This is a genomic window from Halopseudomonas xiamenensis (assembly GCF_014219065.1).
GTDB lineage: Bacteria > Pseudomonadota > Gammaproteobacteria > Pseudomonadales > Pseudomonadaceae > Halopseudomonas > Halopseudomonas xiamenensis.
The window spans coordinates 130,979-143,403 of record NZ_JACLGO010000007.1 but is presented as its reverse complement, the minus strand read 5'-3'; the positions used below and the strand labels follow the sequence as shown (position 1 = coordinate 143,403).

General features: G+C 63.3%; 9 protein-coding genes. 2 read left to right on the top strand and 7 right to left on the bottom strand.

Translation table 11 applies throughout. The features are described from left to right. The first annotated feature begins 165 nt into the window (after positions 1-165). The gene (gene ycaC, locus H6X51_RS06805; RefSeq protein WP_185266769.1) at positions 166-792 is read left to right on the top strand and encodes an isochorismate family cysteine hydrolase YcaC; all 627 of its coding nucleotides are present in this window, start codon (positions 166-168) and stop codon (positions 790-792) included. A 60-nt stretch (positions 793-852) separates the two neighbouring features. On the opposite strand, the gene H6X51_RS06800 is transcribed toward ycaC, so the two are convergent. From H6X51_RS06800 to H6X51_RS06770, 7 genes are all read right to left on the bottom strand, one after another. Next, entirely contained in the window at positions 853-1,833 is a 981-nt protein-coding gene (locus tag H6X51_RS06800; RefSeq protein WP_185266768.1) for an arsenic resistance protein, read from the bottom strand. Positions 1,834-1,952: 119 nt separating this feature from the next. After that, positions 1,953-2,786 (bottom strand): hypothetical protein, encoded by an 834-nt coding sequence (locus H6X51_RS06795; RefSeq protein ID WP_185266767.1) that lies wholly within the window; start codon positions 2,784-2,786, stop codon positions 1,953-1,955. Between the two features lie 135 nt (positions 2,787-2,921). Beyond that, positions 2,922-3,236, bottom strand: coding sequence for a hypothetical protein (locus tag H6X51_RS06790; RefSeq protein WP_185266766.1), 315 nt, complete (start codon positions 3,234-3,236; stop codon positions 2,922-2,924). Positions 3,237-3,371: 135 nt separating this feature from the next. Continuing rightward, positions 3,372-6,611, bottom strand: a complete 3,240-nt coding sequence (locus tag H6X51_RS06785; RefSeq protein ID WP_185266765.1) for an efflux RND transporter permease subunit — start codon at positions 6,609-6,611, stop codon at positions 3,372-3,374. Continuing rightward, entirely contained in the window at positions 6,604-7,806 is a 1,203-nt protein-coding gene (locus tag H6X51_RS06780) for an efflux RND transporter periplasmic adaptor subunit (RefSeq protein ID WP_185266764.1), read from the bottom strand. Before H6X51_RS06780 ends, H6X51_RS06785 begins: the two co-directional genes overlap by 8 nt. After that, positions 7,806-9,302 carry an efflux transporter outer membrane subunit gene (locus tag H6X51_RS06775; protein WP_185266763.1) on the bottom strand — a complete coding sequence of 499 codons (1,497 nt, stop codon included), beginning with the start codon at positions 9,300-9,302 and terminating at the stop codon, positions 7,806-7,808. Before H6X51_RS06775 ends, H6X51_RS06780 begins: the two co-directional genes overlap by 1 nt. Positions 9,303-9,427: 125 nt before the next feature. After that, entirely contained in the window at positions 9,428-10,858 is a 1,431-nt protein-coding gene (locus tag H6X51_RS06770; RefSeq protein ID WP_185266762.1) for a hypothetical protein, read from the bottom strand. A gap of 193 nt (positions 10,859-11,051) precedes the next feature. On the opposite strand from H6X51_RS06770, the gene H6X51_RS06765 reads away from it, so the two are divergent. Further along, a complete protein-coding gene (locus H6X51_RS06765; RefSeq protein WP_185266761.1) occupies positions 11,052-12,212 on the top strand; it encodes a benzoate/H(+) symporter BenE family transporter in 1,161 nt (386 codons plus the stop codon). The last annotated feature ends 213 nt before the right edge of the window (positions 12,213-12,425 follow it).

Here is a 12,425-nt window from a genome sequence, read left to right as displayed (position 1 = left end):
ACAGCCCTCCAACTGCGTACTGCCCAGGCAAACGCTGAATAACCGACTGATGCCCTGTCCGGCCTGACGTATTGAATCTAAGCTTCATGCACTCGCACCGATCATTCAACGGAGCGACACATCGCCATGCGCCACCCATTGGCTTATCGCTAACAGGAGATGATCATGAGCAAGCCCTATGTTCGCCTGGACAAGAACAACGCCGCCGTATTGCTGGTCGATCACCAGACCGGTCTGCTATCCCTGGTACGGGATATTCATCCCGACACCTTCAAGAATAACGTGTTGGCCCTGGCCGACCTGGCCAAATACTTCGAGCTACCCACCATCCTGACCACCAGCTTCGAGGATGGCCCCAACGGCCCGCTGGTGCCGGAACTGAAGCAACTCTTCCCCGACGCCCCCTATATCGCCCGCCCGGGTCAGATCAATGCCTGGGATAACGAAGACTTCGTCGCAGCGGTAAAGGCAACCGGCAAGAAACAGTTGATCATCGCTGGCGTGGTGACCGAAGTCTGCGTGGCCTTCCCAGCCCTCTCGGCCTTGGCGGAAGGTTTTGACGTATTCGTCGTGGCTGATGCCTCCGGCACCTTCAACGAACTGACACGCAGCTCGGCGCTGGATCGCATGATCGCCGCCGGTGCCCAGCCGATGACCTGGTTCGGCGTGGCCTGTGAGCTGCATCGCGATTGGCGCAATGATGTCGAGGGTCTGGGCACGCTGTTCTCCAACCATATCCCTGACTATCGCAACCTGATCAACAGCTACAACACGCTGACGGGAGGCAAATGAAAGATGCCGCGGGGTAGATAGTCGACCTAGCGCGCCGGTGAGGCAGCTCAGGTTGCCAAATCAGCGCCGGAACGGAACCTCTACCCTCTCCCGCACCAAGGAGGGAATGGCGCGGATATAGATCAACTCACTGACCAACTCGACCAGTGTCTGCGTGATAACTGCGGCCGCCGCGAGCCCTCGGATTTCTTCGGGAAGAGCCAATGCCAGGGGCAGAACCACTAACGAGTTACGTGTCGCACTACTGAAGGCGACCGATCTCACCGTTGTCGCAGGCAATCTGAAGGCGCGTGCAACCAGCATCCCTATCAACGGCGCCAGGAGCATGAAGCTGATGTACACAGGAAAGACAGGCAACAGTTGGTCTATATCCCCCACCACAAACGCCATCTGCGACGCGATCACCACGACCAATACCGTGGCCATGGCCGGGACAGGCACCCACCCCCAGGCGTGGTTCCAGAGATTCACAACCCTGGATCCCTTGCCCCCCGCAGCGGTGACTACCGCCAATATCAGGGGCAATACGATCAACAACAGAAAGGCCTCGATGAATGGACTAATAGAGATCACAACAGCTGAATCAGGACCCAGCATGAAGGCCAGGTATAGAGGCAGTAACACAAACTGCAGCAAAAGGAGTACCGGCGTGGCAACCAGCGTCAGCCTGGCGTCACCCTTTCCCAGGTGGGTGAACACCACGACATAATCGATACAGGGGGTAAGCAAAACCAGCAAAGCCCCCATCAGAATCGCCGGGTGATCGGAGAGCCCCCTGGTCAGAGCCCACACCAGCAAAGGGATGAGGACGAAATTCGCTATCAGAAGCGCAAGCATGAAGCGTTTATTACTGAGCCCCTCTCGAAGCTCCAGAAACGGGATCTGCAGGAACATGGCGTACATGAGTACTGCAATGGCAGGAGTCACGAGTACGCTCAGTGCCTGGGAGGCAGTGGGGAATGCAAGGCCTCCGATAGCCGCCAGGATGACGGCGGCGAAATAGATTGGAATCTGATTCTGTTCCAGTTGTTCTCTGTCCACACTGCGCCCTTGAGATACGTAAGTTTTGTCAACTGAACAGGATACATCTCCAGCCGTTGATCCGGCTCGCCAAAGCGGCGGGTCGTGCTCCATCCGGAGGACAGACAGAGGGTAGCCGCTCAGGGTGCGCCTGATTCAAGCTGGATAACCCGCCGCTGCTGCAGACTCACCGGTGGCTCGAACACCTCGGCATAATGCTCCCGAGCCAGCCGCCGGATCAGTCCCGTATCCTGTGCAGCCAGCATGGCTTCGTGCAACAGCCGGTGCAGTTCGGGTTGGGTGGGTGAGACGTAGAGGATATGGTCCTGCTGGTAGACGAATACCAGGTTGCGTTCCACATCCAGTTCGGGATGCAGCCGCCATTCCCGACTCATTTCATGAGCGCCACGGGGCAGATAGGCAACCTGGCGCGCCGGTGATGCGACCATCCGGTACAGCCTGCGCCAGTCACCGCTGATGGTTTCGAGCACCAGGCCGTTGGCTTGCCAGATTGTCCGATCGGCCCAGGCCTCGCCCATGGCCGCGATCTTGCCCAACTGGCGAAAATCCTCGAGGCTGTGCACGCCGTCATAGCGCGGCTGGCTGCCCTTGTGGATGAAGAGGATGCGCTGGTTGACCAGATTGTCGGTCATGCCAACCGGTACCTGCAGGAACTTGCGATCGCGTTCCTCGGTTCGTCCGAGGATCAGGGCACTGATACCGCCCTGTTTCAACATGACCTCCAGGCGGGTCATCGGCAGGGAGTCCTGACCAGCCAGCTCTTCGACAGTCACCTGATGCCCACTGGCCTGCAGCGCGCTTTCCAGCAACAGCCGGGCATAGGCCATGGAGTCCGCCGAACCGCCCAGTTTCAGGACCAGCGGTTGGCTCGCCTGGACGCTGCTGGCGACGGCCAGCAAGCAGCAAAGCAGCAGCCGTACCAAACGGCCGCAGGCGTGGACCGGAGTTGGCAAATCATATTGCTCGAGACACAACGTTCCTGTTGTCATGGCGGTTGATGATAGGCCGGTTTGATGTCAGCTTACCATTATCGTCCAGCCGCGCCACAGCAACCGCTGCCTGGCTAACGGATAAAGCACTCTTTGAACTCACAGGAGCTTGGACAGTTTCTGTTCAGCCTCAACGTATGCAGGGGTCTTGCCCGCATCGGCATAGATTTCTTCACCTTCCTCGATGCGGATCACCTGGGTTCCCCTCACGTAGGGCATGGCTTGTTCCGCTTCCTTGATAGCGCAGCGGATCAGATCCTGGGTGATGGTAGCTTCATCCAGGCCGTATGCCTGCGCAAAGGCCTTGATTTTGACCAGATCATGCTTGTGCATCGTCAGGGTGTATTCAACCCGCTCACTGGCTTCCCGGGACCTGGATTCCCAGTTGCCGAGCATGTCCCCAAAGGTGTCCATAAGATCTTCTCCGGAGTGACTGGAGGTGTTCCTAAACTGTGACCGTGGTATCAGCCCATGGTTCGTTGAGATGCCCTTTAGTCTTCGAGGCGCCCCATACGCTCATACCGCCTTGCAAGCGGCCTGGGCTACCCATCAATCCAGCGACTTCGCCTGCCCCGCATCCGCCGGCGTCAGCAGCAGATACAGCGCCGGCACCACGACCAGCGCGAGGATGGAAACCGAGATCAGTCCGAAGATGATCACCAGGGTCAGCGGCCGGTAGAAGGCGCTGCTGACCGCCAGCGGCACCAGGCCGACGATGGTGGTGATGGCGGTGCTCAGTAGTGGGCGCAGGCGCCGGGCGGAGCCGGCGGCGGCAGCAGCGGGGATGGACATGCCGTCCTTGATGTAGCTGTTCATGGTATCGACCATGATGATGCCGTTGTTGATGGCGATGCCGATCAACGAGACCAGGCCGATCATGGCGAAGAACGAGAAGGTGATGCCGAAGGCCCAGAACCCCAGGGCCGAGCCGATCACCGCCAGCGGCATGGTGGCGAAGATGATGAAGGCCTGACGGAAGCTGCTGAAGACGATGACCAGTACGCCCACCACCAGCACCACGGCGATGACCAGAGCCACCAGCGCCGAGCCGAAGGTTTCGCTGGTGTCGGCAGCCTCGCCGCCGATCACGCTGCGATAGCCGGAGGGCCATTGCTGTTGCAGCTCCTTCAGCCTGGGCTGCACCTCGGCCATGACCTCGCCGACGGTGCGGCTTTCGTTCTTGGCCATGACGGTAAGTGCCCGCTCGCCATTGACGTGGGAAATGGCAATGGCGGCTTCCGACTGGGTCGGCTTGAGCAGTTGCTGCATGGCGAAGGAGCGCTCGTCCTGGGTGAACACCCGCACCCGCGACAGCTCCTCGGTATTGCGCGGCCCACCGGCCTCGCCCGGGCGGCTTGGCCATTCGGTGCCGAGGCGGATGTCGATATTGTCGTCGCCATCGTCGGTAATGAAGGTGCCGACCTCATCCGAACTGAAGGCGATGCGCAGTTGCGAGGCCAGGTCGCCATGGTCGATGCCGAAGAAGTTGGCCGCCTCGCGATCGGGCTGCAATGCCAGCTGCGGCTTGAGCATACCGATATTGTCACGCACATCGACCACCCCCTCGGTAGCGGCCAGCAGGGCCTGGACCTGGCGCGACAGCCGCTGCAGCTCGTCCATGTCGGCACCGATCAGCTGGATCTCGATCGGGTCGCCGCTGCTGGGGCTGGCGGACTCGGCGACCACCAGCAACTGGGCGGCGGCAACGCGCTGTTCAAGGTAGGCCGACAGCTCCTGGCGTAGCTGGTCGGCCAACTCATAGGATTCGGCGTCGCGCTCGTCGCGCGGGCGGAAGATGGCCGAGAATCCGATGAAGTTCTCCGCCTCGCTGGGTTGCAGGTTGGCGGCCATGGAGCCTCCGGCGAAGGGGCTCTTCAGGCCAACCAGTTTCACCACGCTCTGGAAATACGGCTTGTCCCTGAGCATGCTGCCGATTTCGTCGGCCACCGCCTGCGAGCTGGCCAGCTGCGTGGTAGGTGGCAACTCGATGTTGATCCCCAGGCGCTCACCGTCGGTCGGCGGGAACAGCTCCACCCGCGCCTGACTGAAGGCCATCATCGACAGTACGAACAGGCCGATGGCGGCGAACACCCATAGCCAGGACTGCTTGCGGCTGCGCACCACCCAGCGCGCATTCCAGCGCTCCAGGCTGTCCATCGCCCTGCCGGTCACCCGGTCGGACAGGCCCTGCTGCCGTGGATTGTCGGGTTTGCGCTGCTTGCCCAGCAGCGCCCGGGACAGGGGCAACGAACAGAGCATGGCGACGATGAACGACAGAATCAGGCAGACCACGGTGGTGGTCGGCAGCACGCGGATGAATTCGCCCACGGTCCCGCTGATCGACATCAGCGGCGCCAGCGCCAGGATGGTGGTCAGCTGTGCGGCGAAGGCCGGCATGGCGTAGCGCTTGACCGTGGCCAGCACGGCCTGGCCGAAGGTCTTGCCGCCGTTGTAGATCTCATCGTGCAGGCCTTCGAGCAGGATGATGAACACATCCACGATCATCACCAGCGCAATCACCATGCCGATCACCACCAGCTCGTTGAGCGAATAGCCCATCAGCAGGATGATCAGCAACACCCCGGCGAAGGTCACCGGTACCGACAGGCCCGCCACTATCGCCTCGCGCCAGGCGATGGTCAGCAACAGGATGACGAAGACGATGGCCATGGTCTGCAGGGCGCTGACGAACACCTCGGCCAGCGAGTCCCAGATCTGCGCCGCCTCGTCCTGGGTGACGCTGTACTCCAGACCGGAGGGCCAGCCCCCTTCGTTGCGCAGTTGATCCAGGGTGGCGCGCAGGGTCTCGACCAGCTTCACCGTGTCGGCGCCCGGGGTCTTGCGCACCGACAGTTCCAGCGAGGCGGCATAGCTGCCACCCTCGCTGCTGAAGAAGGCACGGGTGGTTTCGGTTTCCTGCATGCGCTGCACCGAGGCTACTTCATCCAGGCGCACCGCGCGGCCAGTGCCGACGCCACTGAGCCGCGCCACGGGCAGGGCACGCAGGTCGTCGGCATCACGGAAACGCCCTTCCAGGCGGACCACTGCGCCGATATCGTCGCTGCGGATCTCGCCGAAGGGCTGCTCGACATTGGCCTGCTGCACCGCATTGCGCAGGCTGGAGGGCGACAGGCCCAGCGCCAGCAGGCGGTCGGGACGCAGCAGTATCTGCACGATCTCCTCGCGCTCGCCGCCGATATTCACCTCGTTGACGCCCGGCAGGCGTTCCAGCACATCGCGTATACGCCGGGCCTGCTGGTTCATGGTCGCCGAGCCGGCCTCGCCATGCAGGGCGAAGGTAAAGATGGGTATGTCATCCACCGAGGCCTGCTCGATCGCCGGCCGCTCCACATCCGCCGGCAGCTCGGCCTCGGCATCGGCCACCGCGGCACGCAGGCGGGTCATCGCGTCCACCGGGTCGGCCGAGGCGTCGAACTCGACGGAAATCACCGAGAAGGAATCGTAGGAAGCACTGTCGACCCGGCGCACACCCTGCAGAGTGGTGACCTCATCCTCGATGATGTCGGTCACCTGCTCCTCCATGGTACGCGGGTCGGCACCCGGCCAGGTGGTGGTAATGGTGGCCTGCGGGATATTCAGGTCGGGCAGCGATTCCTTGACCAACTGCAGATAGGCCATCAGCCCGCCCAGCAGCAGCGTCACCAGCAGCAGGATGCCGAAGATCGGCTGCAGGAAGAAGAACCGCGCCAGCGGGTGGGCCCGGCGAACCTCGTCGCTCTCGTGCGGCGTGCCGTTGCCGGCCAGCTCCGACGTATCAGGGCTACTCATGGGCAGTCCCGTTGTCCAGGATACGCACCCGCTGACCGTCATACAGCGCCGCACGGCCGTCGGTCACCACCCGTTCGCCCTGCTCCAGGCCGCTGTTGACGGCGCGGTAGGCACCGGCCTGCTGCCCCAGTTCGACCCGGCGCTCGTTGACCCTGCCACTGTCCTCATCCACCACGAAGACGAAGGATTGATCATTGCGAAAACGCAGCGCTTCCAGCGGCACGGCCAGGCTGTCCTGCAACGCCGGCAGGGCAATCCACACAGCAACGAACTCGCCATCCTGCAGGCCGGGGTTTTCCCCTTCGGTATGCACTATCACTTCGAAGGTACGGGTCTCCGGGTCCAATGAGGGACTGACCGCGTGCACCCTGCCGGCCACCCGATCGTCACCGATCAGCGGATCGACATCGCGCCCATCGCGCGGCGGTTCGCCGCCGATCACCGCCCGGGCGCCGCTCTCGACCTGGCGGAAGTCATAGGACGGCAGGTCCACCCGTACCTCGAAGCGGTTCGGATCGATCACCAGCGCGGGCACCGTGCGCAGGGCATTCTGTTCTGTGTTGGTCTGCACCACGCTGGGCATGAAGTAGCGTCCCTTCTCGATGTTGAGGCGCGCCAGCACCCCGTCGATGGGGGACACCAGCCGCGACTCATCCACCGTCAATTGCGCCTGCGCCAGCTGCGCCCGGCTGTTGTCCCGTGCCGCCGTGGCCTGCTCCACCTGCACCACGGCCTGGTCCAGCTCCTGCTGCGAGGCCGAGCGCTGTTCGATCAGCGTTTCGTAGCGTTGACGGGTCACCTGCGCCAGACCGAGATTGGCCTGCGCCTCGGCCAGCGCGGCCTTGGCTGCCTGCAGATCGGCCTGGACCCGTTCGGGTGCCTGGTGAGCGATCAGTTGACCGGTTTTCACCGGACTACCAACCCGCAACTGCTCATCGACATGGGAGACCATGCCCTGCTGGGTGAAGGTCAGGAATTCGCGCTGCCGCGACCGGGCGGTGCCCTGGCTGTAAACCCAGGCCTGCAGGTTGCGCTGCTCAACTGGTACCACCTTGACGCTGACCAGTTGCGTGCCATCCTGTTGCCCTTCGGCGGGCTGGCCGTTGTGTTGGGCCTGCGGCTCCTGGGCACCACCACACCCCAGCAGACCGAACAGCAAAGCCATGCCGATGGCGCTGATACGACTCTTGTGCATTATCTTGGCTCTTCTCCAGGGTGGGTGGACAGGCTACCGGCCGCGACGGGCGTCACCTCCAGTAACGCCGGCGAGTCGGACTCGAAGCCGCCGCCCAGCGCCAGGTGCAGGGCAATACGGTTTTCGATCCGCGCATGACGGGCGCTGATATGGGCGCTGCGGCCATCCAGCGCGCGTTGCTGGCTTTCCAGCACATTGAGGAAGGGATCGATCCCTTGCAGATAGCGGTTATAGGACACCCGCACCGCCTCCTCAGCGGCACTGGCCGAGCCATCCAGCACCTGTTCGCGGCGCGCCAGCAGGCTTTCCACCGCCAGCCGGCTTTCCACCTCCGCCAGGGCGTTGAGCGCGGTCTCGACATAGGCGTTAAGCATCTCATCGCGCTGGCCTTCGGCAATATCCACCTGGGCGACCAGCCGGCCACCCTGGAAGATCGGTTGCACGATGCGCCCGCCGATCGACCAGACCAGGTTGCTGCTGTTGAACAGTTCGGAGAACTCGCTGCCGGAGTAGCCGCCCGAGCCGGTCAGCGACAGCGACGGCAGAAACGAGCGCCTGGCTGCGCCCAGCTGATAACCGGCCCCCAGCAGCACCAACTCCGCCGCGCGCACATCCGGACGCCGGACCAGCAGCTGCGCGGGTACACCCGCAGTCGGCGCTGGCGGGACATCGGGCAGTGTGGCGGCGGTCTGCAGGCTGCCTGCCGGGTAATTGCCCATCAGCACCTCCAGCTGACGCACGCTGATCGCCAACGCCTCGCGGCGTTGCTCCAGCCCAGCGCGGGCCGAACCGAGGTTGGCATCGGCGAGCATGCCGTCCGCCGGCGAGGCAATGCCGACCCGCACCCGATTGTTGATCTGCCGGGCCATTTCCTCCAGGGCGGTGACGGTATGCTCCGACAGCTCGACCTGGGCGCGGGCATGGGCGACATCGAAATACAGCTGGGTGATCTGCGCGGCCACCGATTGACGCATGGCCCGCAGCTGTTCACCGCTGGCCAGGAAGTCGGCCCGGGCTGCTGCGCTCAGGGCCGACAGCCGGCCCCACAGATCCAGCTCCCAGCTGATATCCAGCGCCGCATTGTGGTTATTGCTGAGGATAGCCATATCCCCCGCCAGATCCGACAGTCCCAGCCCGGACAGGTTCTGGCGCTGGCGAGTGCTGTTCAGGCCGATGCCGACCTGGGGCAAGGCATCGGCGCCGGTGGAGCGGACCCGGGCCTCGGCGATCCGTGCGCGGGCAATCGCCTGCGTCAGGCCGGGGTTGTCCCGCAGCGCGGTGTCGACAAAGCGGTTCAGACGCTCGTCCTCGAACTCTGCCCACCAGCGCTCAGTGGCGGCAAAGGCGCTGGAGGGTTCAGCGGCGAAGGTGCCCGGCAGGGTGAACGGCAATTCGGGCTGCGCTGGCGGAGCGACGCTGCAGGCGCTCGACAACAGCGCCATGACAAGAAGAGTTGCGGTACGCAGACGATGAGCTGTACGGGGTCTGCAGTTCATTCAGCGTCCTTTTTCAACAGCGGGCAACACCGCAGTCCCATCATTGCCGGAACCAGGGGAACAAGCGAATGAGTCTAGCCTTCACTCCGGTAAATATCCATTCAGGTGCAATACCCGCCCCTGTTTCAGCGCACCGCAGAGCGCTCCCCGAATAACCGTTCGAGCAGACGCCGATAGCGGGAGCGGTGTTGCTGTTCCTCCGCGCCCGGCCAATGCGCCTGCTTGCTTTCGCATTGCACTATGCCGCTGGCGCCCAGGCGCAGCCGCCAACGCTGGGCCGAGGAGTGCTGCTGGCCAGGTTCGGTGTACACCAGCAGCAGGTTGTAGTCATGCTGCTTGTCGATGGGGTGGGCCTGGATGGAGGCAAAGGGGTTGTCCTGGTCCTCGCTGACGAACAGCTGGTTGCGGCTGGCCTGGATCATCTCGCACAGTTGCTCACAGTCCAGGCTCAGGCGCTCCTGCAACTTGTCCCGCTCCAGAGCGCCCTTCTCCAGGTGCAGCACCGAGCGGTAGCAGATGATCTGCCGCTCCTCGTTGGTCGCCCACTTGCCGGAGTGTTCCAGCACCTCCCGCGGCAGGTTGGGCAGCTTGCGGTAGTCCAGCCAGACCAGTTGCTGAGCCATGAGTTTCTTGGTGTAGGGCATCTGCAGGCGAATCTTCCAGCGCGGCTTGCCCTTGCGCAGACGGCGGGTGATGGCGGTGATCATGTCATCACGCAACAGGTCACGCACGGCATAGGTCAGCGCGATGATAAACAGCAGTGCCAGTGACAGTTGCTGAGTGCCGGCCCGCGCATTGAACAGGAAGTAGGTGAACAGCGACATGATCAGCATGGTCGAGACCGCCTTGACCAGCTTGCGCGTGCCCTCCCCCAGTTCGGTGATCTTCGAGCGCAGCAGTACCGGGTATTCCAGCAACCGATGGTACAGGCTCATGCGATTCCAGACCCGCGTCGGGGAGCCGCGGAAGTCGCTCAGGTACTCGCGATCCTTGCGAATCCGGTATTCCTCCTGGAGAAATTCCTCGATGTCATCCTTCAACTCGGCATCCAGCTCCTGATAGCCGTCCAGGGTCATGCACTCCAGCAGGAACTGCTCGACATACCAGGAGAAGTAGATATCCAGCTGGCGGAAATAACGCTGCTGGCTGCTCTGTGCCGGCACCGAGCGGCGCAGGCGCTGGGCGAAGGTCTGACTCAGCCGCAGCGCCCGCTTGAGCGGCTCCTCGGTCAGCTCCGAGGCCTGGATCTGCTGGCGCAACCGATCCATCGAGGCGCGGTACTGGAACAGCCAGGAGCCATACATGATCTCGTAATGCGGCGAGAGCAGCGCAAAGGAACTGTCGGCCTTGCTGATGCGATCGGTGTCCGGCAACCCCAGCAGCCCGAAGCGGTGCGACAGGGAGCCGAAGAAGAACTGCCGCTCGGCCAGCGTCCAGGCAGAGAAGTTGCCCTCATGCGGGGTGAACAGGTACAGCTCGACCTGGTAGCGTCCCGGCTGCTTCAAGGTACGAGTCAGCTGCAGACGATAGTCACCCTTGCGCTTGAGTAGAAACACGCCGCCTCCCCGTTGTTGCTATGATCGACCGGCTGGCAGCAGCCGAGCCAGGGCCATCTTAGCATGTGCGGCCCGGTGCGGTTGCCGCGCCACGCCCACCAGCGGCTATTCCCCCGGAAGCCGACGTCCATTACCACAGGAGTTGCTGCATGCTCCATTCACTGTCCATGTTCCGCTATCAGGCAGAGTGCCCATGCGCCTGATCCGGGACACCTCGCTGTCGGCTATCAGCGCCGGCTTCGTCGCGGTGCTGGTGGGTTTCACCAGTTCCGCCGCACTGGTATTCCAGGCCGCCCATGCGCTGGGCGCGACGCCGGCGCAGATAGCTTCATGGATCCTGGCACTGTGCCTGGGTATCGGCCTGTCGGGTATCTATCTCGCCTACCGCTTCAAGGCACCGATCGTCACCGCCTGGTCCACCCCTGGCGCAGCGGTTCTGGTAACCGCCGCCTCCGGTACCAGCCTGGCGGAAGCCAGCGGCGCTTTCATCCTGTGCGGCCTGCTGATCGCCATCTGCGGCTTCAGCGGCTGGTTCGAGCGGATCATGCAACGCGTGCCGCCGGCGATTGCCGCAGGGATGCTGGCCGGCGTGCTGCTGCGCTTCGGCATGGATGCCTTTGCCGCGCTGGACACCGCCTTCTCCCTGGTCTTTCCCATGCTGCTGGCCTATCTGCTGGCACGCCGACTGTTGCCGCGCTATGCGGTACTGGCCCCGCTGGTGCTGGGCAGCGCCATCGCCTGGGCCGGCGGTCTGCTGGATTTCAGCGACCTGCGGTTCAGCATCGCCACGCCGCAATGGGTAACGCCGTCCTTCACCCTGCAGGCCCTGACCGGTGTGGCGCTGCCGCTATTCGCCGTGACCATGGCCTCGCAGAACCTGCCAGGGCTGGCGGTGCTGCGGGCCGCCGGCTATCAGACGCCTGCCTCACCGCTGGTTGGTTGGACCGGACTGGCGACCCTGGTGTTCGCGCCCTTTGGCGCCTATGCCGTCAACCTGGCCGCCATCTCCGCCGCCATCTGTACTGGCCCGGAAGCGCACGATGATCCGCGCCGGCGCTATATCGCGGCCATGGCCTCGGGCTTTTTCTATCTGCTGGCGGGGGTTTTCGCCGCAAGCATCGGTGCCCTGTTCCTGGCCTTCCCGCAGGAGCTGGTACTGGCGGTGGCCGGTTTCGCGCTGATCAATACCATAGGTAGCGGTCTGCTGGCGGCGCTGCGTGAGGAACGGCATCGGGAGGCGGCGATGGTAACCTTTCTGGTCACCGCATCGGGGGTATCACTGCTGGGTATCGCGGCGGCGTTCTGGGGTATGGTGGCCGGGGCCGGAACCTTGCTGATCCTCAAGCGCCCATAAAAAATTTCACCTGTCAAGCACTATCGAAAGATAGGCGGGATGCCCGAAGCCTATATAGGACAAGGACTTGGGTCTTCTCGCCGGCCCTTCGCGCAACCCCGCGCAAAAAGGCTAGGAGCCACATAAGGGCAACGCGGTTGCGGGCTCCGGCGTGTCCGAGCGTGCATCCATACTGAGCGTTGGCGACGATGATATGACAAGGCTCCCCCGAGC